Below are 26,704 nucleotides of genomic sequence, written 5' to 3' on the forward strand. Positions count from 1 at the left end.
GGTCGTTTATAGGACGTTATCGTGAGCACACAAGCCAACGACGCTTTTGAGCTGCGCTTCCAATCGCTCTTCAACGAGGAGCGTAGGTTGGCATTCCCTTGCAACATAGCTGGCCAAGTCGACATGGATGCCTTGAGCAGGTCGGCACTTATTAACTATCTCTACGCACGCGCGCTAGTGGGACGTGAATTTTTTATGCCATCCGTTGAGGATCGTGCGCCTCTATGCAGCCCGGTCTGATCGCGGCACCCAGTGCTGGTGGTGTCGACGCATCCTGATACAGGACTACCAGACTTCCCGTGTTCGGCTCGTCCGTATGCGGACTTACCGCGTAGCTAGTGGCTCCTTTGATGCCCTGGCACTCGCCAGTGTCGCGCGTACCGTTGGGGCGGACATATTCGGAGGGTTCGGTGATCTGCATCCGACGCAGTCCCCCGGCAAATTCTCTGCGTGACGTGCGCATGTTTATGGTCGGCAGCGAGCTCGGGCTGCAAAACCGTCACTGTGTTGATCTCCTCCTCTTCGCGGCTTCTACGATTTAAGCGCCGGTGACCTCCCGCTGTTCGATATGCAGGTGTGTCAACGTTTGTATGTGCACGCGGAAGCTCGCTTACCACCATGCGGCACACACGTTTGTAGGGCGCCATCTGCTTAGGCACGCGAAGGGTTGGATCGTCGCTGCCAGCGGGAAGGCTTGTGGGCCGCGAGGTGCAGCCGGCTGGGCACCACGGCGGTGCCACCGCCTCGTGCTCGATAAGGGCTGCTCTACAGCTTGAACGGGCTGATGCGGTAGTCGGACGCCATAAACACGCCGTCGGAACGACGACGAACGTGATGCAGCTTTCGGGGTCCGCACGCCGCGACTTCGCTCGCGTGGTAGCGGTCGTTGCGCATCGCCTCGTCAGTCTTCTCGGTGCTGTCCCGGTTGCCGATGCTCGCAGAGCACGATGCCGGCGTTGCCCACGTTGGCCTTCTCATCGAGGGCTCAAACGAGGGGCGTTTGTGGGTGCGGAGCTAGATTGCGCCTGGCTTTCCATCCCCCCCTTCAACCTCCCCTTCGGGGGGGCGCGTGATCAAAAGCTCGATGGGACCATAAAACACTCAGCGCCAATGGCGTGAGCTGTCTGAACAGAGAGAGTCGTCGGAGTTGCTCATTTTCTCGGGGATGTGATGGGTAGAAATGACCTAAGGCACCGGCTCGCCCGTTTCACTCTAGGCAACCGATGGACAATCCTGGTTGCCATGGCGTTGATCACGACCTTCTTCGCCGTCGGCATGACCAAGGTCGAGATCCGGACGATCTTCTCGGACCTCTTTCCCAAGGATCACCCCTTCGTTCAGGTCTTCAAGGACCATCCGAACTTCGGCAGTCCACTGACCGTCACGCTGATGATCAAGCGAACGGACGGCAAGGACGTCTTCCAGATCGATACGCTTGACAAGGTCTGGCGCCTATCGCGCGCGATCGATCTCGCTCCCGGCGTCGACCACGATCAGATTCTTTCGATCGCGTCGTCCAAGGCCCGGTACACGGTCGTCACCCCGGACGGGATCTTCTCGAACCCGATCATGGACGAACAGCCGCCTAAGTCGGCCGCAGACCTGGCGGAGATCCGTCGCCGGGTAGGTGAGTCGGCGGCCGCGGCAACGTTCCTCGTGTCCTCTGACCACACGGCGACGATCATCAATGCCACCTTTATCGAGAGCAAGCTTGACTACGGCGAGGCGTTCAACTTCATCCAAGAGATAGTCAAGAAGGAGCAGGACGGTCAGCATGAGATCCACGTCGCCGGCTTCCCGATCATGACCGGTTGGATCTATGCCTTCGGCGAGAACACCGCTGAGATTTTTGGCCTCACGCTGCTCCTCATGTTCGTGATGCTCGCACTCCACATGCGCAACCTTTCGGGCATCGTTGGACCGCTGATCGTGAGTTCGGTGTCGGCCGTCTGGGGGTTCGGGCTTGTCGGCTGGCTCGGACTACCGGTCGAGCCGCTGCTGATGGTTGTGCCCCTGATGCTCATCGCGCGCTGCTTCAGCCACTGTGTTCAGGCTACTGAGCGCTACTACGAACTGCTTCACGACGGCCATGAGCAGCGCAAAGCTGCCGAGCTGTCGCTCGTCTCCCTTATGGCGCCCGGCACCCTAGGGATCTTCACCGACGTTTGCGGACTTCTGCTTGTCGCGCTTGCGCCCATTCCGGCGATGGAGCGATTCGCACTGTTCACCGGCCTTTGGGCGCTGAACCTCGTCCCCTGTAGCGTCTTCCTTACCCCCGTCGTGCTGAGCCTGCTGCCGAAGCCAACGAACCTATCTCATGTCCTCGGCAGCGTTGGTCACAGCGGCCCGCTTCAACGCAGCATGCGGCGCACGCTGGAGGCGTTCTCCAGCTTGGCTCATGGGCGGACGGCATGCTACACGGCAGGCATATTTGTCTTAATTACTGTGGTTTCGGTGTACTTCATGTTGCGCATCCCGGTCGGCAATCCGGTCGAAGGGACGAATCTCCTGCGTTATGAGTCGGAGTTCAATGCCGCCGTCCGGGAGATCAACAGGAACTTTCCCGGATCGATGACGATGGAGCTTGTCTTTGAGGGCAAGGGCGGCGCCCGCATCGTGCGTCAGACCGAGACAATCACCGCGATGCGAGATCTCCAGCATTGCCTGGAGGCCAGCCCAAATCCGCCCACAGCCACGCTGTCGTTCGCCGACCTCGTGCCGGAAGCCAACCGCGTCTTCAACGGCGGCAATCCAAAATGGACGCCGCTGGACAACGACGATGCCGCCGTCGCGGCAGCGGTCACGGGCCTGATGGCAGGAACGAATGCCAAGGCCTTCCTGAACGTCACGGACTTCGACCAGCGCAACACGACCGTATCGCTCTGGTACGCCAACAACAAGCAGCATACGGTAGACAACGCCTTAGCTCAGGCGAGTGCTTGCGTTGAGAAGATTGGAGCAGAGCATACAAACTTTCGCGTTCGCTTGGCTTCCGGCACGATCGCTTTGCAGCAGTCGATCAACGACACGGTGGTGCACTACGAGTCTCGAATCATCGGCGCGCTGAACATCGTGATCCTGATCGGCTGCTCGCTGGCCTACCGCTCGATCGTGGCAGGTTTGCTGCTGCTGATCCCGGTGAATCTGGCTAACACCATGCTCACCGCCGCGATGTCTCTCGCCGGGCTCGGTCTCGACGTGAACACACTTCCCATCCTGGCCATTGGCATTGGCGTCGGTATCGACTACGGCATTTACTTGCTCACGCGGATCTGCGAGGAATACCAGGGGGCGGCCAGGGGAGATGTCGGTGTGGCCATTCGAATCTCGCTGACAACCTGCGGAAAGGCAATCTTCTTCACCGCGGCGTTGATGACCATCGGACTGCTGCCCTGGTACTTCCTATCAGAGTTGAAGTTCCTTTCCGATATGGGTCTACTGCTCGTGATCGTGATGTTCATCAACATGGTCCTGGCGCTGATCCTCCTTCCGCTGCTCGTCTACCTGATCAAGCCGAAGTTCCTCGACGGCGACATGTCAGGCCTGTCGGAGTCCGTGGGGGCGACACCGCAGAGGGTGCCTGCCTGAGCTCAGTTCCGCAACCCTCGGGTTTGCAATTCGTTAGAACAAAGTAGGAGACAGCCATGCATATCAGAAAGTATGACCACGACTTCAGTCGGCGCTTCTTCTTGGAGCAAACCGCCAAGGGTATCGCCACGGCCGGCGTCCTGGGTCCGCTTTGGCCGATGATCGGAAAGTCCGCGGACATCTCAAAGGCCTATCCCGACGAACTGATGTCGGTCGATGCTTGGTCAAAGGGAAAGGTCAAGTCAGGCGACTTCGTCACCGCAGACAACGTCGACATCGTCAAAGACTTGCTTGACCCCGTGGCTTACATGCAGATCAAGACCATGGGTCGAAAGATCAAGATCGTGCCGACTACGCGAGATGTCACGCGGATGTACCCGCACGAGCACCTAGAAGCCACGCTGAGAAACCAAGGTAAGGCAAAGTTTGACGCGAACGGAAATGTAGTCACTCTAGATGACAAGCCGTGGAACGGCGGCAATCCGTTCCCTGATGCGAAGACAGGCGCTGAAGTCGCAGCCAATCTGACACTGTCATGGGGTCGGCACGACAACTCGCTCTACTGCATTCGCGACCAAGAGGTCTCGCCTGATGGTTCACTGAGCTATCAGTACGACTTCGCCTGGGTTGAGCAGAACACCCAGGCTCGTACTGACGGCAAAGTTTTCCCCGGCGCAGAAGACAAACTGCGCTTCAACACGGTGCTCTTCACTGCGCCCAGCGATTCGAGAGGAACCAGTTACCTCAGTACCTGGTACTACGACCAGCGCAAGTTTCCGGAATTGGTTGGTTACCTGCCAGCGTTCAAGCGGGTTCGCAAGTTTCCGACCAATCAGCGGTTTGAGCCAATTGCCGCCGGCATCAATTTTTATCTTTCGGATGGGTGGGCCGCCGGTGACCCAATGCTGACGTGGGGAAACTACAAGGTCGTTGGTCGCGGGCCATTGTTGGGCGCGGTGTCGCAAACCTGGTATGGAGATCATCCGAACTGGGAGCGGCCGGTGCATGGTGGTCCGAAGGGTGTCACCTTCTATGACGCAAACATGGAGCTGTGCCCTGATGTCGTAGTCTTCGAGGCGGAACCAGTCGGCTTCCCGCGTGCGCCGGTCAGCAAGAAGCGTGTTTGGGTTGACGTACGCAACATGATGTTTATCGCGTACGCCACTTATGACCGTCGTGGTGAGCTCTTCAAGTCGCTCGAGACCCATTTCAGCCTCTACGAAAAGGGCGACAAGAAGTTGATGGATGGCAAGCACTCCGCTTGGTCGTGGACGGCCTGCATGTTTCACAACGTGCAGGACGGGCGAATGACTCGGTTTGAACAAACTAAGAGCATCGCTGGTGGCATTACCCAGGGCTACAACGTCGAGGGGTATTACGAAAAGTACATGACTGAGCAAGCGCTTCAGCGTCTGGGGACCTAAGCATGTCAGCGCGTCATCAACACCAGCGGTGCGCCGCTCGTGGGGGCCGTCCGCGGCCTGTTGCGCTGCTAGCGCAGCTTGGGGCGGCGGTAGCAATGCTCTGCGGCGGAGCGCCCTCGACGGTGGCACAAACTGATGCCGGGACGCCAGTTCCGGCTGGCGTCCAGCAGATCCGTCATGGTACGGCCCACGACGCGCTCTACGACGTGGCATTCGAGGGGGAGCGTGGTATCGCCGTCGGCGCCTTCGGCACCGTGCTCGTGACGGCCGACGGCGGCGCGACCTGGCTGGCGCAGCCCTTCCCGATGAAGCGCTTGGCGCTGATGTCGGTCGCAATGCGCGGTGGCAAGTGCATTGCCGTCGGACAGACTGGAGTGGTGTACGCCGCCGCGGACTGCCGGAACTGGAAGGCCGCGCCGCCGATAACGAAATCGCGCCTTCTCTCGGTGGGCGTAAACCGGCAGGGCGTGGCTTACGCAGTGGGCGCGTTCGGAACCATCCTCAAGTCAACCGACTGGGGGAATTCTTGGACTGCGCAAACGGTGGACTGGAGCAGCATCACCCAAGACGGTGCCGAGCCGCACCTCTACGACATCCACGTGGCGGACGATGGCACGGCTACGGTGGTGGGCGAGTTCGAGCTCGTCATGCGCACCACCGACGGCAAGCAATGGAAGGCCCTTCACAAGGGCGAACGCTCGCTCTTTGGATTGGCCGTCGTCGAAGGCGGAAAGGTCTATGCGAGCGGCCAGAGCGGCGCGCTGCTGACCAGCGCCGATGGCGGTGCGACCTGGGAGTCACGCAAGACAGGTACTGGGGCCATCCTAACCGGCGTGTATGCGACGGCCCAGGGCGATGTGCTGGCGAGCGGCATCAACGCGGTGGTGGTCAGCCGAAACGGCGGATCGACATGGGCTGCGGTGGATTCGAAACTGGTGCGCAACGCCTGGTATCAGGCTCTGGGGGCCAGCAAAAGTGCGGGCGGGAAACAGCGCCTGGTAGCGGTTGGAGCAGGTGGTTCGATTCTAGAAGTCGATCTTTGACCTATAAAACGAGGAGACAAACAGCGTGAGAAGAATTCGCTCAGAAATTTCACAGCGACACGCAGTCGCTGCGGCTGTCTTGCTGGCGCTCTTCAACTCGACCCAGGCGGCCGAGTGGGCGGTTTCCGGCTTCATTCGTCAGGAACTGGCGGTAAAGACTACCGACGACCAGAACAACGCCAACCAGTATGGCAATGCGCAGAACGGCATCACGTACACGAACCACGGTGTAGTGGCTCCTCCGGCGTCGACCCTGCAGCGGCCGGCCACGTTCAAGGACGAGGCCGACATCAACTGGTTCGCATCCCGGGTCGACCTCAACTTCGACGGCAAGCTCACCGAATCATTGAAGGCAACGATCAAGCTTCGCGGTATCCTCGATGAGACTCGGGTCGTTGACAACGTCTACGGGACGCACACAGCCGGTGGCGTCAATACCGGTTCCGGCGATGTCAATTCCGGCAGCAGTTTTCGCCAATCGTTCGGCGGCACCGCCGGCGGACCGCTGGCCTACGCGAATGACCGCGCGCTCGTCGACCTGCCGGCCTTCTACGTCGACTACAACAACGGACCGTTGTGGATCCGCGCCGGCAACCAACAGATCGCCTGGGGCGAGGCGTTGTTCTTCCGCGTGGCCGACCAACCCAATGGTCTGGACCTGCGGGGCCATCTGTTCGGCGTCGCGGCAGAGGAATACTCCGACACGCGCCGCTCGGCGCTCGGTCTGCGGATGAACTACCGAATTAACGAGACGACGGACGTCGACGGCTTCGTGCAGCGCTTTGCGCCCACGCTGTTACCGAACGGTGAGACCGCCTACAACGTTATTCAGGACCAGTTCACCGTGGACCAGAAGCCAGGCTACGATGACGTCAAAAACAAGTGGAACATTGGCTTTCGGTTGAAGGGAGAAGCGGGCGGCTTCGGCTACCAGGCCTTCGCGATCAATCGGATCAATCCGGACGGCGTCTTCAAGTGGTCGGCGGCCGAGGGCGCCGGCGCCCTACCGGGCACCGCGTTCGCGATGAATCCGACCGGCGTCTACAGTTCGGCGGAGTGGTTCAAGTCAGCCGCTAATAGTCGGCTACACGGCATCGAGGCCGTGGGCACCTCGATGAACTTCATCGGCACCAATGGAGATCCGTACGGTCTGGTCGGACTGGCGAGGGCCTGCGGCGCCGCGCGAGCTGAGCTCGGCAATTTCAAGATCGGCAGCAAGGCGGCGGCCGAGTGCATCCTGGACACATTCTTTACTCCGGGCGTCGCAGGTCCGCTGCGCGGCTGGCTCAGCCGCGAGTACAAGCGCGAATCGGTTTTCGGCGGCGGCGTCAACCGCGTGTTCGCTGGCGAGCAGGATTCTCTGCTCGATCTGACCTTGCCCCCGAAAAACGTAGTTCTTGGCTGATGATGGAATCAGAGACAGGAGCTACGAGATGAATGACAAGCAAGTGCGTGGGAAGTACACGCAGGAGTTCAAGCTGGAGGCCGTCAGGCTGGTCAGGGCAGGCCAGTCGGTGGGGATGACGGCGAAGGTGCTGGGCATTCCCAAGGCCAGCCTGAGCAACTGGGTGCGCTCCAGTGAGCAGGGGCAGCTTGGTGGCGCTGGCGACCGGCCGGTGACGCCAGAGCAGATGGAGCTGGCCAGGCTGAGGGCGGAACTGGCGCGCGTGAAGATGGAGCGCGACATCGCAAAAAAAGCGGCGGCGTACTTTGCGCAGGATGTTCTGCAAAGTACGCCTGGATCCGGACGATGAAGGAGAGCTGGCCGGTGAGCCTGAGCTGCGAGGTGCTGGGCGTGAGCGTCAGCGGGTACTTCGAGCACCAACGCCGCCAGTATCGACGCCAGCCGAGCCGGCCGGGCTCGGGGCGTCTGAGCGACGAGGCCTTGCTGGCGCACGTGCGTGCCATTCACGCCGAGGTCCGTCAGGAGTACGGATGGCCGCGGATGACTAAGGAGCTGTGCGCCCGGGGCCACCGCGTCGGCAAGGAACGGGTTCGACGCCTGATGCAGCAGCACGGCATCAAGGCTCGGGGCCGCCGCAAGTTCGTCGTCACCACCGACAGCAAGCACAACCTGCCGATCGCGCCAGACCTGCTTCAGCGGGACTTCGCGGCCGACGGCCCCAACGCGAAGTGGACGAGCGACATCACCTACATCGCTACCGACGAAGGCTGGCTGTACCTGGCGGCCTTCATCGACTTGCACAGTCGGATGATCGTGGGCTGGAGCATGCAGCCCCACATGCGCGCCAGCCTGGTGACGGACGCGCTGCGCATGGCGTGGTTCCGGCGTCGGCCACCGCCGGGGCTGATCGTGCACACGGACCGCGGCAGCCAATACTGCAGCGACGAGTTCCAGAAGGCGCTGACCGGGTACGGGATGCGCTCGTCGATGAGCCGCAAGGGCGACTGCTGGGACAACGCGCCGACCGAGAGCCTGTGGGGGCGCCTGAAGGTCGGCAGACTGCATGGGCGTAAGTTCGCCACCAGGAGGCAGGCTATGGACGAGGTCATCGACTGGATGGCCTTCTACAACCACCGCCGGCTACATTCCTCGCTGGGCTACCTCAGCCCCAGGCAGTATGAAGAGCGCTGGGTCGCGGCACAGCTCAACAAGGCCGCGTAACAAGGATGCTAAGAGCTACGGGATTCAGGGGCAAGGTCAATCAGCTGATCGGGCGCTTCGAGTTCTCGTACACGCCGGACAAGCGTTTTACCAACCCGACACTGGGCGACTACATCAAGAAGGACGAGTACCAGTTCGCGCTCATCCTCGAGAAATACCACAAGTTCACCAGCGCTTTTCCGGCTACCTATTTCGTAGCGCAGTGGCTGCACAAGTCGCGCAGCGACCTGTTTGGCCGCTACCTCGGGGGCGTGGACAACACCCCGGGCCAGTCGCCGAAGGGGCAGTCCAATGGATTCAACGCACTGGCTCTCGCGTTGCAACAGCCTTCACCGACGCTGGAGTACCGCTACGATTTTGCGATCCTGACCGACACTAAGGGAGGCTGGTACATGCAACCGGGCGTAAAGTGGAAGCCGACTAAGTCTATTCAGGCGGACCTTTACCTCAACGCCGTGTATTCGCAGCACAAGGGCGAATACCGCGACTTCGTTGATGGCCTGCAGCACAACAACGAGATCTTCGCGCGACTGGCTTATCAGTTTTGATTGTCTCCTCGTTGTGGGCGTTGACCCGGCCGCGCAAGGGGACGGGTCTCGACAACGACATGCACCGGACGCTCACGCAACCGGTGCTTTTTTCCTTTGTGCTGTTGCCCCGGTGACGTGGTTAGGGCCGAGCAAGTAGTTCATGGCGCACCTCTTGCGGTTCGACCGCGACTTCAGCCGCCGTGTCTTCCTCGAGTCCACCGGAAAGGGACTCTTGCGAGCGGGCGTTTTTGGTTCAGCCTGGATGTCGTTCCTGAGTACCGGCTCGGTCGCTGCGGCCTACCCAGATGAACTGCTGTCGATTGAGATGTACACGAAGGGACGGCTCAAGCCTGGCGGAGTCATCGATGTCGGCAACGTGGAGCACGTGAAGGACCTGCTCGACCCGGTGCGCTACCGCCAGATAGCCACCATGGGCCGCAAGCTAGTGCTGGCGCCGACCACCACCGAGCTGAGCCGCCTGAATCCGCTTCCCTATCTGGAAGCCACCGCGCGCAACCGCGGCAAGGCGCGCTTTGATGCCACGGGCAACATAGTTACCGTCGACGGAAAACCGTGGATTGGCGGCAACCCGTTTCCGGAGCCCACGTCGGCGCTGGAGATGTTCGCCGCGCACACGCTAAGCTGGGGACGCCATGACGTGTCGGTATATGCCAGCAAGGAATACGACCTAGATCCTTCGGGCAACCTCCAGTATCAATATTCATCGGTGTGGGCCGAGATGTCCACCGTCGCGCGCACCGTCATCAATCCCAAGCCCTACTGGTCGGGTGAAGCGGACAAGTTGCGCTACCAGTCGGTGCTGTTTGCAGAGCCGGCCGATGTGCGCGGTACGAGCTTCCTCAGCATCTGGGCGTATGACCAGAACCAGTTTCCGCAGCTCTATGGCTACGTACCGGCCTTCAAGCGCGTGCGCAGCTTCCCAACCAACCAGCGGTTCGAGCCACTTGTGGCCGGTGCTGAACTCTATCTGTCGGACGCGTGGGCAGCAGGCGACCCGTTCTTGACCTGGGGCAACTATCAGGTCGTGTATCGTGGGCCGCACCTCGCTGCAATTTCAGGCGGCTGGACGTCTGCACATCCGAACTGGGAACACACCAGCCACGGCGGCCCAAAGAACAACTTCTTCTGGGACCAGGCGGTCGAACTGGTACCCGAGGTAATTGTCATCGAGGCCGTGCCCATGCGCTACCCGCGTGCACCGGTCAGTCGCAAGCGCGTGTGGTTCGACGCCCGCACTCTGGTGCCGTTCCAGATGGTGTCCTATGACCGCCGCGGCGAACTGTTTCGCCACTTCGACGCGTCCTTTGCATATTACGACGACGGAAAGGCGCGTGTAATGGACGGCAAGCTGCCCTACTGGTCATGGGCGACTGTACATGCTTACAACGTTCAGACTCGCCGCATGACTCGCATTGAGCAGGTGCGCGAGGTCTCTGGCGGGCACACGATGCGCGTGGACGACCCCAGCGTCTACGACAAGTACCTTACGACTTCCGCCATGCAGCGACTCGGTGACTAAGACGCTGCAAGCACGACCAGGACGCGGAGCTAAGGAAGGTCTTATGTGGGCGCCTCCCGGATCGCAAACGACTTGGTCGCGTGATTGATCAGGAGGCAGGGCTGCAGTCTTATGTCCGGCCTGTTGTGCAAGCCGTTGAAGCCTGCTGGCCCTGATGGCATTCGCCGACGAGGTTCCCATCTGCAAATCGAGCTTGATGCTCAACTTCCTTATCGGAGTGTTCCCGTCCCGGTCCAACCTGTCTGATCCATCACACGCGTGAGTCGCTTGCTCTCCTTCAAAACGCTTGGTTCAAGGCTTCCTTCGCTCAATCATGCGGCCTGCCATGCAGTGGGCCGCCAAGCCTGGCCTCTGGCGAGCACGGCCCAGATCGTCCTGGCCAGCTTGTTGGCTACGGCAGCTACGGCCACGCTGTAGGGCCTGCGCTTCAATAGCTCGGCCAGCCACACCCAGTTCCTTGCTCTGTCCGAACAGACGATCGCGCGAGCACCGTGCATCAGCAAGGTTCGCAGATACGCGTCGCCGCGTTTGCTGATTTCTATCCGATTAACGACGATCCAAGCTGAAACTGCGGTCATTCTCACAGCAGTTATATCATCCCACAAATCACTGAGAGTTCTGTGCAACCTGCTGGTCCCCGCGACATGTCCGTCATGGGTGATGAGATAAAAATACAGTTTGCCTACGGTAGACGTTTTGACCTCGTAGGAGCGGTCAAACGAGCAGCTCGATTTGATCAAGTCGATCTGACGTTCTGCTTCCGAATCAGTACGAAATGTACCTCCGTGCAAAATCGTTTCACCGCTAGGCGATTTCAGCGAAACTTTGCTTATTCCGTAACGAGAGCTTTGTAGCTCGAACCAGCTCGGCATATGACGTCCTCTCTTAGATATGTGAGTTCGGCAGGTTGCGTTCCTGTCCTCCGTGATCCTGGCGACGTGATTGCAGCGCAGATCTGATTCGGTTCGTCTTTTGTCCTCAACTTGCGCAGCAATAGATCAGGAAGCGAGTGACGTTACGTGTTCGTCACACAATGATCTGTTCGGACGTTAGCATCCGATCGCTGTCTCTACTCCTAGCGAATCAGTTGCCGAGCCGTTGCATCGCGGAAGTGGTCAGGTACTTGTCGTAGACGCTGAGATCGTTGACGCGCATGGTGTGGCCGCCACTCACCTCGCGCACTTGCTCAATGCGCGTCATGCGGTCGGTCTGCACATTGAAGGCATGCACGGTGGCCCAGGACCAGTAGGGCTGCTTGCCGTCCATCACGCGCGCCTTGCCGTCGTCGTAGTATGCGAATGAAGCGTCGAAGTGGCGGAAAGGCTGACCGCGGCGGTCGTAGGACACCATCTGGAAAGGCACCAATGTGCGAGCGTCGAACCACACGCGCTTGCGCCCAACCGGTGCGCGCGAGTAGCGTACCGGCTCGGCCTCAATGACGATCGCCTCGGGCACTAATTCGACCACTTGGTCCCAGAACAAGTTGCCTTTCGCCCCGCCGTGGGTGGTGTGCTCCCAGTTCGGATGCGCAGACGCCCAGCCTCCTGAGACCGCCGCGAGGTGCGGCCCGCGATGCACCACCTGATAATTACCCCAAGTCAGGAATGGGTCGCCTGCCGCCCAAGCGTCCGACAGATAGAGCTCAGCACCGGCGACCAACGGCTCGAAGCGCTGGTTGGTTGGAAAGCTGCGCACGCGCTTGAACGCCGGCAGGTATCCATAGAGCTGCGGGAACTGGTTCTGGTCATAGGCCCAGATGTTGAGGAAAATCGTTCCGCGCGCATCGGCCGGCTCGACAAACAGCACCGACTGGTAACGCAGCTTATCTGCCTCACCCGCCCAATAAGGCTTCGGATCGATGACGGTGCGCGCGACCGCGGACATTTCGGCCCAAACTGACGAGTACTGGTATTGCAGGTTGCCCGAAGGGTCGAGGTCGTACTCCCTGCTGGCATAGACGGACACGTCATGGCGTCCCCAGCTCAGCGTGTGTGCGGCAAACATCTCCAGCGCCGACGTGGGCTCCGGAAACGGGTTGCCGCCGATCCAAGGCTTTCCGTCGATGGTGACGATGTTGCCGGTGTCATCGAAGCGCGCCTTGCCGCGGTTGCGCGCGGTGGCTTCCAGGTAGGGCAGCGGATTCAGGTGGCTCAGGTCCGTGGTGGTGGGCGCCACTACTAGCTTGCGGCCCATCGTAGCGATCTGGCGGTAGCGCACCGGGTCGAGCAGGTCTTTCACCTGCTCCACGTTGCTGGCCTCGATCACGTCGCCCGCCCTGAGCCGTCCGTTCGTGTACATCTCGATCGAAAGCAGTTCATCTGGGTAGGCCGCCGCGACCGAGCCGGTACGCAGGAACGACATCCAGGCCGAACCGAAGACGCCCGCGCGCAAGAGTCCCTTACCGGTGGATTCAAGGAAGAACCGCCGGCTGAAGTCGCGGTCGAAACGCAGGAGATGAGCCATAAACTACTTGCTCGGGCCGCCGCCCCGTCGCCGCAGCAACGGCACAAAGAAAAAGGCACCGGCTGCGTGAGCGGCCGGTGCATGTCGTTGTCGCAGACCGGCCCCTTGGGCAAACTGGTCAGCGCCGACAACGAGGAGACACTTAGAACTGATAAGCTACGCGCGCAAAGATTTCGTTGTTGTGCTGCAGGCCGTCGACAAAGTCGCGGTATTCGCCCTTGTGCTGCGAATACACCGCGTTGAGGTAAAGGTCCGCCTGGATCGACTTGGTGGGCTTCCACTTTACTCCCGGCTGCATATACCAGCCGCCCTTGGTGTCGGTCAGGACCGCCAAATCGAAGCGGTACTCCAATGTCGGTGAAGGTTGTTGCAACGCCAGGGCCAGTGCGTTAAATCCATTGGACTGTCCCTTCGGCGCCTCGCCCGGCGAGTTGTCCACACCTCCGAGGTAGCGGCCGAACATGTCGCTGCGCGACTTGTGCAGCCACTGCCCTACGAAGTAGGTAGCCGGAAAGGCACTGGTGAACTTGTGATACTTCTCGAGGATAAGCGCGAACTGATACTCATCCTTCTTGATGTAGTCGCCCAATGTTGGGTTGGTGAAGCGCTTGTCGGGCGTGTACGAGAACTCGAAGCGCCCGATCAGCTGGTCGAGCAGAGAATCCTGCTCGCCCTCGAACACGCGATTGATGCCGCCGCCGAACACTGTTTCGCGCTTGTACTCACGGCTGATCCAGCCGCGCAGCGGACCTGCGATGCCCGGCGTGAAGAAGGTGTCCAGGATGCACTCAGCCGCCGCCTTGCTGCCGATCCGGAAGTTGCCGAGCTCAGCGCGCGAGGCACCGCAGGCCCTTGCCAGGCCGACCAGACCATACGGATCGCCGTTAGTGCCGATGAAGTTCATCGAGGTGGCCACGGCCTCGAAGCCGTGCAGCCGAGAGTTGGCCGCCCCCTTGAACCACTCTGCCGAGCTGTAGACGCCGGTCGGATTCATCGCGAACGCGGTGCCCGGCAGGGCGCCGTCGCCCTTGGCTGCCGACCACTTGAAGACGCCGTCCGGATTGATTCGATTGATTGCGAAGGCCTGGTAGCCGAAACCGCCTGCTTCGCCCTTCAGCCGAAAGCCAATGTTCCACTTGTTCTTGACGTCGTCGTAGCCCGGTTTCTGGTCAACGGTAAACTGGTCCTGGATGACGTTGTAGGCGGTCTCACCGTTCGGTAGCAGCGTGGGGGCGAAGCGCTGCACGAAGCCGTCGACGTCCGTCGTCTCGTTAATGCGGTAGTTCGCGCGCAGACCGAGCGCCGAGCGACGCGTGTCGGAGTATTCCTCTGCCGCGACGCCGAACAGGTGGCCTCGCAAATCCAGCCCGTTGGGCTGGTCGGCCACACGGAAGAACAGCGCCTCTCCCCAGGCGATCTGTTGGTTGCCGGCGCGGATCCACAACGGCCCGTTGTTGTAGTCAAGGTAGAAGGCGGGCAGATCGACGAGCGCGCGGTCGTTCGCGTAGGCCAGCGGGCCACCGGCGGTGCCGCCGAACGATTGTCGAAAACTGCTGCCCGAATTGATATCGCCGGAACCGGTGTTGACGCCACCGGCTGTGTGCGTCCCGTAGACGTTGTCAACGACCCGAGTCTCATCGAGGATACCGCGAAGCTTGATCGTTGCCTTCAATGATTCGGTGAGCTTGCCGTCGAAGTTGAGGTCGACCCGGGATGCGAACCAGTTGATGTCGGCCTCGTCCTTGAACGTGGCCGGCCGCTGCAGGGTCGACGCCGGAGGAGCCACTACACCGTGGTTCGTGTACGTGATGCCGTTCTGCGCATTGCCATACTGGTTGGCGTTGTTCTGGTCGTCGGTAGTCTTTACCGCCAGTTCCTGACGAATGAAGCCGGAAACCGCCCACTCGGCCGCCTGGGTCGAGTTGAAGAGCGCCAGCAAGACAGCCGCAGCGACTGCGTGTCGCTGTGAAATTTCTGAGCGAATTCTTCTCACGCTGTTTGTCTCCTCGTTTTATAGGTCAAAGATCGACTTCTAGAATCGAACCACCTGCTCCAACCGCTACCAGGCGCTGTTTCCCGCCCGCACTTTTGCTGGCCCCCAGAGCCTGATACCAGGCGTTGCGCACCAGTTTCGAATCCACCGCAGCCCATGTCGATCCGCCGTTTCGGCTGACCACCACCGCGTTGATGCCGCTCGCCAGCACATCGCCCTGGGCCGTCGCATACACGCCGGTTAGGATGGCCCCAGTACCTGTCTTGCGTGACTCCCAGGTCGCACCGCCATCGGCGCTGGTCAGCAGCGCGCCGCTCTGGCCGCTCGCATAGACCTTTCCGCCTTCGACGACGGCCAATCCAAAGAGCGAGCGTTCGCCCTTGTGAAGGGCCTTCCATTGCTTGCCGTCGGTGGTGCGCATGACGAGCTCGAACTCGCCCACCACCGTAGCCGTGCCATCGTCCGCCACGTGGATGTCGTAGAGGTGCGGCTCGGCACCGTCTTGGGTGATGCTGCTCCAGTCCACCGTTTGCGCAGTCCAAGAATTCCCCCAGTCGGTTGACTTGAGGATGGTTCCGAACGCGCCCACTGCGTAAGCCACGCCCTGCCGGTTTACGCCCACCGAGAGAAGGCGCGATTTCGTTATCGGCGGCGCGGCCTTCCAGTTCCGGCAGTCCGCGGCGGCGTACACCACTCCAGTCTGTCCGACGGCAATGCACTTGCCACCGCGCATTGCGACCGACATCAGCGCCAAGCGCTTCATCGGGAAGGGCTGCGCCAGCCAGGTCGCGCCGCCGTCGGCCGTCACGAGCACGGTGCCGAAGGCGCCGACGGCGATACCACGCTCCCCCTCGAATGCCACGTCGTAGAGCGCGTCGTGGGCCGTACCATGACGGATCTGCTGGACGCCAGCCGGAACTGGCGTCCCGGCATCAGTTTGTGCCACCGTCGAGGGCGCTCCGCCGCAGAGCATTGCTACCGCCGCCCCAAGCTGCGCTAGCAGCGCAACAGGCCGCGGACGGCCCCCACGAGCGGCGCACCGCTGGTGTTGATGACGCGCTGACATGCTTAGGTCCCCAGACGCTGAAGCGCTTGCTCAGTCATGTACTTTTCGTAATACCCCTCGACGTTGTAGCCCTGGGTAATGCCACCAGCGATGCTCTTAGTTTGTTCAAACCGAGTCATTCGCCCGTCCTGCACGTTGTGAAACATGCAGGCCGTCCACGACCAAGCGGAGTGCTTGCCATCCATCAACTTCTTGTCGCCCTTTTCGTAGAGGCTGAAATGGGTCTCGAGCGACTTGAAGAGCTCACCACGACGGTCATAAGTGGCGTACGCGATAAACATCATGTTGCGTACGTCAACCCAAACACGCTTCTTGCTGACCGGCGCACGCGGGAAGCCGACTGGTTCCGCCTCGAAGACTACGACATCAGGGCACAGCTCCATGTTTGCGTCATAGAAGGTGACACCCTTCGGACCACCATGCACCGGCCGCTCCCAGTTCGGGTGATCGCCATACCAAGTTTGCGACACCCCGCCCAACAGCGGACCGCGACCAACGATTTTGTAGTTTCCCCACGTCAGCATTGGATCCCCGGCGGCCCACGCATCAGATAGATAGAAATTGATCCCCGCGGCAATGGGCTCGAACCGCTGATTGGTCGGGAATTTGCGCACACGCTTGAACGCCGGCAGGTAGCCAACCAGGTCCGGAAACTTGCGCTGGTCGTAGTACCACGTACTGAGATAACTGGTCCCCCGCGAATCGCTGGGCGCTGTGAAGAGAACCGTGTTGAAGCGCAGTTTGTCTTCTGCGCCGGGGAAAACCTTGCCGTCGACACGAGATTGGGTGTTCTGCTCGACCCAGGCGAAGTCGTACTGATAGCTCAGTGAACCATCGGGCGAAACCTCTTGATCGCGAATGCAATAAAGCGAGTTGTCGTGCCGGCCCCAGGACAGTGTCAGATTGGCAGCGACCTCGGCACCCGTCTTCGCGTCAGGGAACGGATTGCCGCCGATCCACGGCTTATCATCCAGAGTGACAATATTTCCGTCCGCATTGACCTTGGCCTTACCTTGGTTCCTCAGCGTAGCTTCCAGGTACTCATACGGATACATGCGCGTGACATCTCGGGTCGTCGGTACGATCTTAATCTTGCGACCCATGGTCTTAATCTGCATGTAGGCCACTGGATCGAGCAAGTCCTTGACGATATCGACGTTCTCAGCGGTGACGTAATCGCCGGTCTTGATCTTTCCCTTGGACCAAGCGTCAACGGACATCAGCTCATCGGGATAGGCTTTCGTGATATCCGCGGAGTTGCCGATCACCGGCCACAGCGGGCCCAGCACGCCGGCCGTGGCAACCCCCTTGGCGACTTGCTCCAAGAAGAAGCGGCGGCTGAAGTCGTGGTCATACTTTCTGATATGCATGGTTGTCTCCTACTTTGTTTTAACAAAGCGCAAACCTCAAAGGGTTGCGCAAGAGGGTTTAGACAGGTACCGCCATCTGTGGTCTCTTCTCCACGGACTCCGACAATCCCGACATGTCGCTGTCGAGGAACTTCGGTTTGATCAAGTAGACGAGCAGCGGAAGGAGGATCAGCGCCAGGACCATGTTGATAAACATCACAATCACGAGCAGCAGACCCATGTCGGACAGAAACTTCAGCTCCGACAGGAAGTACCAGGGCAACAGCCCGATGGTCATCAATGCCGCGGTGAAGAAGATGGCCTTGCCGCAGGTCGCAAGCGAAATGCGGATGGCCGCTCCGAGATCCTTCCTGGCCGCCCCCTGGTATTCTTCGCAGATCCGCGTGAGCAAGTAGATGCCGTAGTCGATGCCGACTCCGATTCCGATGGCCAGGATGGGCAGCGTGTTCACGTCGAGCCCGAGGCCGGCGAGAGACATCGCGGCCGTGAGCATGGTGTTAGCCAGGTTCACCGGGATCAGCAGCAGCAAACCGGCCACGATCGAGCGATAGGCCAGGGAGCAGCCGATGAGAATCACGATATTTAGCGCGCCGATGATTCGAGACTCGTAGTGCACCACCGTGTCGTTGATCGACTGCTGCAAAGCGATCGTGCCGGAAGCCAAGCGAACGCGAAAGTTTGTATGCTCTGCTCCAATCTTCTCAACGCAAGCACTCGCCTGAGCTAAGGCGTTGTCTACCGTATGCTGCTTGTTGTTGGCGTACCAGAGCGATACGGTCGTGTTGCGCTGGTCGAAGTCCGTGACGTTCAGGAAGGCCTTGGCATTCGTTCCTGCCATCAGGCCCGTGACCGCTGCCGCGACGGCGGCATCGTCGTTGTCCAGCGGCGTCCATTTTGGATTGCCGCCGTTGAAGACGCGGTTGGCTTCCGGCACGAGGTCGGCGAACGACAGCGTGGCTGTGGGCGGATTTGGGCTGGCCTCCAGGCAATGCTGGAGATCTCGCATCGCGGTGATTGTCTCGGTCTGACGCACGATGCGGGCGCCGCCCTTGCCCTCAAAGACAAGCTCCATCGTCATCGATCCGGGAAAGTTCCTGTTGATCTCCCGGACGGCGGCATTGAACTCCGACTCATAACGCAGGAGATTCGTCCCTTCGACCGGATTGCCGACCGGGATGCGCAACATGAAGTACACCGAAACCACAGTAATTAAGACAAATATGCCTGCCGTGTAGCATGCCGTCCGCCCATGAGCCAAGCTGGAGAACGCCTCCAGCGTGCGCCGCATGCTGCGTTGAAGCGGGCCGCTGTGACCAACGCTGCCGAGGACATGAGATAGGTTCGTTGGCTTCGGCAGCAGGCTCAGCACGACGGGGGTAAGGAAGACGCTACAGGGGACGAGGTTCAGCGCCCAAAGGCCGGTGAACAGTGCGAATCGCTCCATCGCCGGAATGGGCGCAAGCGCGACAAGCAGAAGTCCGCAAACGTCGGTGAAGATCCCTAGGGTGCCGGGCGCCATAAGGGAGACGAGCGACAGCTCGGCAGCTTTGCGCTGCTCATGGCCGTCGTGAAGCAGTTCGTAGTAGCGCTCAGTAGCCTGAACACAGTGGCTGAAGCAGCGCGCGATGAGCATCAGGGGCACAACCATCAGCAGCGGCTCGACCGGTAGTCCGAGCCAGCCGACAAGCCCGAACCCCCAGACGGCCGACACCGAACTCACGATCAGCGGTCCAACGATGCCCGAAAGGTTGCGCATGTGGAGTGCGAGCATCACGAACATGAGGAGCAGCGTGAGGCCAAAAATCTCAGCGGTGTTCTCGCCGAAGGCATAGATCCAACCGGTCATGATCGGGAAGCCGGCGACGTGGATCTCATGCTGACCGTCCTGCTCCTTCTTGACTATCTCTTGGATGAAGTTGAACGCCTCGCCGTAGTCAAGCTTGCTCTCGATAAAGGTGGCATTGATGATCGTCGCCGTGTGGTCAGAGGACACGAGGAACGTTGCCGCGGCCGCCGACTCACCTACCCGGCGACGGATCTCCGCCAGGTCTGCGGCCGACTTAGGCGGCTGTTCGTCCATGATCGGGTTCGAGAAGATCCCGTCCGGGGTGACGACCGTGTACCGGGCCTTGGACGACGCGATCGAAAGAATCTGATCGTGGTCGACGCCGGGAGCGAGATCGATCGCGCGCGATAGGCGCCAGACCTTGTCAAGCGTATCGATCTGGAAGACGTCCTTGCCGTCCGTTCGCTTGATCATCAGCGTGACGGTCAGTGGACTGCCGAAGTTCGGATGGTCCTTGAAGACCTGAACGAAGGGGTGATCCTTGGGAAAGAGGTCCGAGAAGATCGTCCGGATCTCGACCTTGGTCATGCCGACGGCGAAGAAGGTCGTGATCAACGCCATGGCAACCAGGATTGTCCATCGGTTGCCTAGAGTGAAACGGGCGAGCCGGTGCCTTAGGTCATTTCTACCCATCACATCCCCGAGAAAATGAGCAACTCCGACGACTCTCTCTGTTCAGACAGCTCACGCCATTGGCGCTGAGTGTTTTATGGTCCCATCGAGCTTTTGATCACGCGCCCCCCCGAAGGGGAGGTTGAAGGGGGGTGTCACAGGCAAGGTGTCCGCCCATCCCGTACTTTCAAGTTCCGCTCTTCTCGGCCGGCAACGTCGGCAACGAGGGGCAGACCTGCATTCGGCGAACGACGTCAACGCTCGGCTTGATGGTTGGTCGGCGCTACCCGCACAGCGCAGAGAGGACCGCCGAGGCGATCCGCGACAGCCGCTACAACACGGGAGGCTTAGGGCGGACGCCGCGAGTACGAGGCAATGGCCAAGTCGCCTCGGTGCGCTCGGATAGCGTTCTTCGCAAGGCCGCGGCCGGCCAATCCAGAACCACGTAGACAGGGGGCCCGACCGGGTAGAGCTCGAGCTTGTCTGGCGCATGCGGTCCGCATTGACGCATGCCGTCCGCATTGACAATCAATAGCGCGCTGGCACAGGGTATCTGAATCGCCCCTGGCATCGATTCATGCTTTCCGCCAGTTGAGGGCGCTCAGTTGCGTCCATGGACTCGCGCGCGCCTGCGGTAGCTTCCGATCGTCACGGCGGTCCTAGATCACGCCGCGGTCTCGCAGAAGGATCGACGGACATTGCGCGAGAAGATGCCATGAATCTGCATCTCGGAGCAGACCGCCGCACGTACAAGGCTCATTCGCGACTAGGAGGACTCCGCTGCGGCTACTCTCTCGAGCGAGAGCTTTGGCAGAAACTGCGCATCGGTCAACTCCCGGGGCGTTGGTAGCGGCATGCCACCACTGAACAGCTTCCGAACAGCCGCATGGTCTGCTGAAGAATTAACCGATTCTACGCATGACAACGTGCCACCATTGAATCGAAAGATGGAGAATTTGCCCGACGCGGGGTCTCCGCTCACCCAACGCTCGTCGTTACCGTCGCCGATTCCGGCAATCTGAATCGACGTGCTGTACTGGCGTGTCCAGAAACACGGTGTACCTTGGTAGACTTCACCCATCATTCCAGTCAGTCGACCGGCGACGTACTTGGCCTGGTCAACTGCGTTCTGCACAGACTCAAGTCGCACTCGCCGACGCGCATGAACACTGGGGAAACTAGAACAATCACCAATAGCACTTATCCGCTCATCTGAAGTGAGAAGAGATCCATCGACTACAATTCCGTTATCGACCGTCAAAGCGGCCTCTTCCGCAAGAGCGATGTTCGGCGATACCCCGACTCCCACCAAAACAATGCGAGCCGGCAACCGTACACCATCATCAAGTTCTACGGCGGAGACGCGTCCCGATCGGCCATGAAAGGCCACGGCGCAACGACCCGTCATGATCGAAACACCATGCGCTGCGTGCTCGCTGGCAACATAGCCAGAGATCTCCGGGGCGACAACGCGGGACATGACCCGGTCCTCAGCCTCCACGACCGTGACACGCTGACCAGCTTTGGCAGCCACTGCAGCCACTTCCATCCCGATGAAGCCGCCACCGATCACCACCATGTCCCCTGGTTCTCGGAACAGATTGCGAAGTGCCTCTGCATGCTCGACTGTGCGCAAACTGAGCACGCCTTCGAGATGCACCCCGGGAACACGAAGTGCCCGCGGAGTGGCGCCCATAGCAATCACTAGATGGTCGTACCCTATTCTCTCACCTGAGTCCAGCGTGACGATGTTCGACGACCTGTCGATGGCGAGCCCCTTCTTCCCAAGCCGCATCACCAGTTCCAGGCTTTCCTGGTTAGCCCCCAACCGCAGCGCGAGCGTGCCGGCGGAGTCGGAACCTTCTAGATACCCCTTTGACAAGGGCGGACGGCGATAGGGCCAGTGTGGTTCATCACCAACGAGCGTGACACACCCTCTGTATCCGAAGTCCCGCAACGAGGCAGCGACCTGGAAACCAGCTTGGCCGGCTCCGAGGACGAGGATTGCCCTCGTATCTCCGCGCTCTTGAGCTGTAGAAATCACCCTATCGTCTCCCACGATTCGACTCTTCTCTATCTTGTGACCGTGAACCAGACCCGTCGAGGGCGTGGGCAGACTTCCGTTCGCTGGAAGCGTCTCCACGTGTGAGAGCAACCATCTTGGCCCTAAATAGCCCCGTCGACACAGCGATGAATTGTCGACACACAATCCTCTTGGTCGCCACAGTCCAATTGCACAGCATCCTGCAAGACGATGCCCCCCTCTAAAGAGAGGTTTCCGAACCTCCCCGAGATCTTGGAGGCTCTTGACGTGAGCCATACACCGCTCTGGAGATGGGTGAACGATTTGTGGTCGAGCCGATCGCTGCAACTCCTCGAATGCGAGGTCCTTCCATCGACCGACAGCGAACAGAAGCGCGCTGACCTCACCGTCCGGTTCACCCCGGAATCGTGGCGCGCAAAACCGTGACGCGGACATCAGACGCTCGCGATGCAGACATGAACAAACCTCCACCGCAGAACCGTTGGCCCGATCCGCTCGTGCAGACGGCGACTTATGAATATCGCGCGTCAGGTCATCTTCGCGAAATGCTACTAGCCACGCCGGCACTCTGTATTGTCGCGCGACGTAGCGCCCTCCCGCTGCGATGCGCCTACACCTGCGTGAAGGTACGTCGAGCCATCCAACACTTCATGCTCCGTGGCGCCCGGCCTGCAGCCGCATGAACGATTTTCAACGAACGGAATAAAAAACTCACGCCCAACCAGGGCTCGCGCGTAGAGATAGTTACTCAGCGCTGCCCTGCTCAAGCGATCCATGTCCACACGCCCATCGATAGTGCACGGGAAGGAAAGTGCACGCCCCGCGTTGAAAAGCGACTGAAAGCGCAGCTCAAAGTTGAAGGCGTTGTTGACTTGTGTGCTCACGACGACCTCCCAAACCAGGCGACATATCAGCGTGACCTGTATGTTCGATATCTATAGCCCTGCGCCACAGAAGAATGCTGATTCGCGTCGTGCGTTCCCGTGGACATCTGGCAATGAAAGCCGCGAGCGAGACAGTGGACAGCTTGAGCCAAGAAGTACGCGATTGGATCATCTATGCCATGATCTTCGTTCACTGATAGCGCGGAGGCAACCTGCCGAAAGGGAGGTTTTGGGGAAGGTTGTGCTGGTGCCCTTCCCATATCGCAACGATCGCGCACGAGCAGCCCTCTGATGCTCATTGCATCGCGAGCTAGCGATTGCCAGCGCCCAGTCAGCGACCGAGGGCGCCTGTGCCGCACTAATGTAAATTATTTCAATGGGTTGCTTCTGCGGCTCACTCGGTTGCGCCGCCGACGGCGCGTAAGTGGCTCGTGCGCTACTTGGCCGAAGAAGAGACTGAGACTGCGCTGCAGGGCCGCGCACGGCGCGCTTCCCCGGACGCCGCGCTGGCGCCGCTCGATGATCTTCAGTGCCTTTGCCGGCTTGGACGCTGCAGCGCCAGATTGCTCATGGGGGTGTCGGCCTCCACGTCGGCCGCGCGCTGTCAGGCGCCGACCTATACAAGCTCGGCGATCTGCAGCTTGCAGCGCTACGTGCACACGGCGCCCGCGAATTGCTGTACTTCGACACCAAGAAGGTGGCCACGTCGCGCTGCGCGAGTGAGCCCACCTGTCATGACCTCAGGCCAGCGCACGCAAGCTCCGCTCAGCTGGCATCATCTCTAAATCCGGCATCGGTTCCATGCCGGAATTAGCGGTGTTGCCCCCGTTGAGATGGCTTCCATGGCAGGTGAGCAACAACCTCTTGACCGTCCAGAATAAGTAGCAAACGGCGGATTTGCGCGCCACAGCCCTCAATCAATCGGTAATTCAACTATCTAACAGCCCAAGTTTTCTCCCTGCGGTGACAGCCGTCAGGCGGTTAGTCACGTTCAACTTTCCGTAAATGTTCTTCAAGTGCCATTTCAGTGTGCCCTCGGTGATGTACAGCGTATCGGCAAGCTGCCGATTGGATAGGTCCGATTGCAACCTCCGCAAGATTTTCAGCTCACGCCCCGTAAGCGACTCGGCCCCGGCTATGAACGCCGACGTCTTTGGATCGCTCTTTTGAACACTGAAGGCAGCCAGGATCTGGCGCAGATACTCGCCGGTAGGAGAACTGGCCCGGGCCGCCAATCCCGCAGCGGAGATAAGCAGCAACCGCATCTGCTCACCCTCGTCTACGAATACTCGGACATAACCTTCCGACATCGCGACTTCGATAGCCCTTTGAAGAGCGTCCCCAGCCCTCTCATGTTCCTTCCCGGCCTGGGCGGCAAGGGCCCGAATCAATAGAAGTTCGACCTGCTTCCTTTTCTGGCCGGTCCGAATCGCTCGCTGTAACGCAGGCTCGGTGAGTTCGCAGGCAACTGAATTGTTCCCCTTCAACAACGCTATCCGGCTTTCGATGCGTGGGGCCTTGTCAGACATCGCGCTCTCAAACGCATCGGCGGGACCGCACTCCGAGAAGTTCTGCAACTCTAGCCACTGTGCCTGCGCTTGGCCAAGCTCGCGATGTCTCAGAAGGAGGTCAATCCGCTCTGCCGCCAAAGCCACGACTAGCCGGGACAGACCGTGCGTCCTGCCGATCACTTCACCTTCAGCAAGCGTTTCGAGTGCGTCGAGATGGGAGCCTTGAGCGTTCTGCAGCCTCGCTAGCGCAACGTGGCCCATAATAATGGAGTCGACCGAGGTTTGCTCAATGAGTGCAGTGAGGCCATGCTCAAGCGCCGCACCCGCTTCTTCCAGCCGATTCATCTCGTAAAGCAGCGGAGCTCGGATCGCGTGTAGCATGATCTCCACAGCAGTTTCCCCACCAAGATGCGTGGCGACCGCTGTCACTGCCTCGTCGCACTCGTAAAGGGCCTGTCGATATCGCCCTTGCTTGCTTAAAACCGTTGCTAGCCACATATCGACCCAGGCTTTGACGTAGTACCCCTTGCATTCGTCTACATATCGTTGGGCAGTTCGCAGATGCGCTAGGCTGACTTCAAAGTCAGTGTCGGCCATCGCACCGCATCCCACCACGATGTTAGCGATAGCCAGATCGATAGGTTCTGCGTCCGGCCAGCGCGACAACCAGCTTCGTGCGTATGGCGCGGCATCCTGTGCTCGATCGCAGAGGGTAGGTACGGTGCACCTTTCCAGTTCAACTGCCTGCCTTATGCGGCTCAAGCGCTGGTCGTCGAACCCATGCGAAGCTGCATCGGGTCTGTTTGTCGGTTCGGCGAATTCAATTATGAGTTTAGCAAGTACGGCTTTCGCCTCTGCAGCTCGTCTAAGGACTGCGAGTGACCAGGCTTGCTTCACCCTGATCTCCGGGAATTGCGCCAGGGCCTCCAGTGGAAGCTTGTTCGCCCAATAAAGGAACGTAGCATGACGGCCCTGATACCGCGCCATCGTACGCGCATAGTGGTCTATCAACGCCGCAGCGTTCTTGACGTTGCCGACGTCTAAGCTTAGATCGATGGCGGCGTCGATTCGACCATTGTCAGTCAACCAGGCGAGTGCACGCTCGACATATGGGCCGATTTGATTGATACCCTGTCGGCGTATTCTTATCAACAGGAAATCTCGCACAATTGGATGCAGTGCATACGGAAGCATTGCGTCATTGCTGCGACTAATAGGGAGCGCGCGCCGCTGCAATTCGGCAAGGACAGCCTCTGCGTCGCTCATTTCTGTCGCAGCAGCCACCAAGCGGCCATTGAACCGCCGCAACATCGCGAGGCAGAGCAACAACTGAGCAGCGCGATCCGGCAACTGCGATAGGAGAACTTCGCTCAGGTACTCCGAAATGGCCTGTGGTCGCTCCAGCAGGCCTTGCAACAGATTATTTTGACTTTCTTCATCGCTGTGCAGAGTCATCGCAATGAGTCGCACGATCGCTGGCCAACCCTCGCTGCGTTCATAGATGGCCTGTACCAATGCCTGTCTCGGCTTGACACTGTACTGCCTCAGAATCTGTGCAATATCCGACTGGTTGAATGCCAACTGAATATGGTCAACGACGTGTAAGCGGCGATCGAGAGCCGCCTCGCTGGAAAGCGAACTCAAATTGGCACGCCCACTCAACACCAACGCCATACGTTCAGGCTGGTGACGAATTAACGGGCGTAAAAGGGTCGCGGCCGTGTTGTCTGACAGCCAATGAACGTCATCGACGAACAATACAGTCCGCTCCTGGCGTGAAGCCATTTCCGCAACCAGGGCCATGATTACGGCGCGTTTCCCGCGGTCACCAACGCCGTTGACCAATGACTGCGATCGTTCCGTATCGGCTGGAGAAAAGGCGTGGAGCAAATCGATCGCGAGCTTATCGCCATCCTGATCATCGCCGTCAACCAGTAGCCAAACGACACGGTAACCCAGTGCGATGACTTCTTCTCTCCACTCGCTCAGCAGGGTCGACTTGCCATAGCCAGCCGGGGCGCTCACGGCAAACACAGGCCGAGACACAGTGCGAAACGCCGCAGGCAACTTCCAGCGCTCCGGCTTAAGAATCCAGGAGGCCGCTTTATGCATTCTCGTCTCCACCGAGTCGCCAGCGAGGCGCCTTTATATTCCTTCAGTCCAC

The 26,704-nt window shown here is 59.9% G+C and carries 14 protein-coding genes and 1 pseudogene; 7 read left to right on the top strand and 8 right to left on the bottom strand.

Annotated elements, in window-relative coordinates:
• The first annotated feature begins 1,170 nt into the window (after positions 1 to 1,170).
• The 7 genes from MPE_RS22300 (at position 1,171) to MPE_RS22335 (ending at position 10,751) form a co-directional block, all read left to right on the top strand.
• Positions 1,171 to 3,588 carry an efflux RND transporter permease subunit gene (locus MPE_RS22300; RefSeq protein WP_011831896.1) on the top strand — a complete coding sequence of 806 codons (2,418 nt, stop codon included), beginning with the start codon at positions 1,171 to 1,173 and terminating at the stop codon, positions 3,586 to 3,588.
• A 56-nt stretch (positions 3,589 to 3,644) separates the two neighbouring features.
• Positions 3,645 to 5,012 (top strand): DUF1329 domain-containing protein, encoded by a 1,368-nt coding sequence (locus MPE_RS22305; protein ID WP_011831897.1) that lies wholly within the window; start codon positions 3,645 to 3,647, stop codon positions 5,010 to 5,012.
• 122 nt (positions 5,013 to 5,134) lie between these two features.
• A complete protein-coding gene (locus MPE_RS22310) occupies positions 5,135 to 6,055 on the top strand; it encodes a WD40/YVTN/BNR-like repeat-containing protein (protein ID WP_237706442.1) in 921 nt (306 codons plus the stop codon).
• Positions 6,056 to 6,080: 25 nt separating this feature from the next.
• Positions 6,081 to 7,460 carry a DUF1302 family protein gene (locus tag MPE_RS22315; protein WP_011831899.1) on the top strand — a complete coding sequence of 460 codons (1,380 nt, stop codon included), beginning with the start codon at positions 6,081 to 6,083 and terminating at the stop codon, positions 7,458 to 7,460.
• A gap of 28 nt (positions 7,461 to 7,488) precedes the next feature.
• Positions 7,489 to 8,681, top strand: a protein-coding gene (locus tag MPE_RS22325) for an IS3-like element ISMpe1 family transposase (RefSeq protein WP_085984391.1) whose coding sequence is annotated in 2 segments (ribosomal slippage) — positions 7,489 to 7,744 and positions 7,744 to 8,681 — 1,194 coding nt in all. Because the reading frame shifts where the segments join, the coding sequence is not laid out codon by codon here.
• 5 nt (positions 8,682 to 8,686) lie between these two features.
• Complete coding sequence (locus MPE_RS22330; RefSeq protein WP_041930436.1) at positions 8,687 to 9,229, top strand: hypothetical protein; 543 nt, start codon at positions 8,687 to 8,689, stop codon at positions 9,227 to 9,229.
• A gap of 142 nt (positions 9,230 to 9,371) precedes the next feature.
• Positions 9,372 to 10,751, top strand: coding sequence for a DUF1329 domain-containing protein (locus tag MPE_RS22335; RefSeq protein WP_041930437.1), 1,380 nt, complete (start codon positions 9,372 to 9,374; stop codon positions 10,749 to 10,751).
• A 311-nt stretch (positions 10,752 to 11,062) separates the two neighbouring features.
• On the opposite strand, the pseudogene MPE_RS24825 reads toward MPE_RS22335, so the two are convergent.
• The 8 genes and pseudogenes from MPE_RS24825 to MPE_RS23730 all read right to left on the bottom strand — a co-directional run.
• A pseudogene (locus tag MPE_RS24825) lies at positions 11,063 to 11,302 on the bottom strand (IS110 family transposase); the annotation flags it as partial.
• 532 nt (positions 11,303 to 11,834) lie between these two features.
• Positions 11,835 to 13,214, bottom strand: a complete 1,380-nt coding sequence (locus MPE_RS22340; RefSeq protein WP_011831901.1) for a DUF1329 domain-containing protein — start codon at positions 13,212 to 13,214, stop codon at positions 11,835 to 11,837.
• A gap of 142 nt (positions 13,215 to 13,356) precedes the next feature.
• On the bottom strand, positions 13,357 to 15,207 hold the full coding sequence (locus MPE_RS22345; RefSeq protein ID WP_011831902.1) for a DUF1302 family protein: 1,851 nt from the start codon (positions 15,205 to 15,207) through the stop codon (positions 13,357 to 13,359).
• A gap of 25 nt (positions 15,208 to 15,232) precedes the next feature.
• Positions 15,233 to 16,153, bottom strand: coding sequence for a WD40/YVTN/BNR-like repeat-containing protein (locus MPE_RS22350; RefSeq protein WP_237706442.1), 921 nt, complete (start codon positions 16,151 to 16,153; stop codon positions 15,233 to 15,235).
• A 122-nt stretch (positions 16,154 to 16,275) separates the two neighbouring features.
• Complete coding sequence (locus tag MPE_RS22355) at positions 16,276 to 17,643, bottom strand: DUF1329 domain-containing protein (protein ID WP_011831904.1); 1,368 nt, start codon at positions 17,641 to 17,643, stop codon at positions 16,276 to 16,278.
• A gap of 58 nt (positions 17,644 to 17,701) precedes the next feature.
• Entirely contained in the window at positions 17,702 to 20,122 is a 2,421-nt protein-coding gene (locus tag MPE_RS22360) for an efflux RND transporter permease subunit (RefSeq protein ID WP_011831905.1), read from the bottom strand.
• A 745-nt stretch (positions 20,123 to 20,867) separates the two neighbouring features.
• A complete protein-coding gene (locus MPE_RS23710) occupies positions 20,868 to 22,160 on the bottom strand; it encodes an NAD(P)/FAD-dependent oxidoreductase (RefSeq protein ID WP_310733887.1) in 1,293 nt (430 codons plus the stop codon).
• 1,798 nt (positions 22,161 to 23,958) lie between these two features.
• Positions 23,959 to 26,652 (bottom strand): winged helix-turn-helix domain-containing protein, encoded by a 2,694-nt coding sequence (locus MPE_RS23730; protein ID WP_112187925.1) that lies wholly within the window; start codon positions 26,650 to 26,652, stop codon positions 23,959 to 23,961.
• Positions 26,653 to 26,704: the final 52 nt, after the last annotated feature.

It is taken from the genome of Methylibium petroleiphilum PM1, from assembly GCF_000015725.1.
Lineage (GTDB): Bacteria > Pseudomonadota > Gammaproteobacteria > Burkholderiales > Burkholderiaceae_C > Methylibium > Methylibium petroleiphilum.

What these genes read in the sequence shown, in the direction of transcription:
- MPE_RS22300 (WP_011831896.1), top strand. Translation starts at nt 1,171, where the DNA reads ATGGGTAGAAATGACCTAAGGCACCGGCTCGCCCGTTTCACTCTAGGC.
- MPE_RS22360 (WP_011831905.1), bottom strand. Translation starts at nt 20,122, where the DNA reads ATGGGTAGAAATGACCTAAGGCACCGGCTCGCCCGTTTCACTCTAGGC.
- MPE_RS23730 (WP_112187925.1), bottom strand. Translation starts at nt 26,652, where the DNA reads ATGCATAAAGCGGCCTCCTGGATTCTTAAGCCGGAGCGCTGGAAGTTG.
- MPE_RS22330 (WP_041930436.1), top strand. Translation starts at nt 8,687, where the DNA reads ATGCTAAGAGCTACGGGATTCAGGGGCAAGGTCAATCAGCTGATCGGG.
- MPE_RS22355 (WP_011831904.1), bottom strand. Translation starts at nt 17,643, where the DNA reads ATGCATATCAGAAAGTATGACCACGACTTCAGCCGCCGCTTCTTCTTG.
- MPE_RS22305 (WP_011831897.1), top strand. Translation starts at nt 3,645, where the DNA reads ATGCATATCAGAAAGTATGACCACGACTTCAGTCGGCGCTTCTTCTTG.
- MPE_RS22335 (WP_041930437.1), top strand. Translation starts at nt 9,372, where the DNA reads ATGGCGCACCTCTTGCGGTTCGACCGCGACTTCAGCCGCCGTGTCTTC.
- MPE_RS22340 (WP_011831901.1), bottom strand. Translation starts at nt 13,214, where the DNA reads ATGGCTCATCTCCTGCGTTTCGACCGCGACTTCAGCCGGCGGTTCTTC.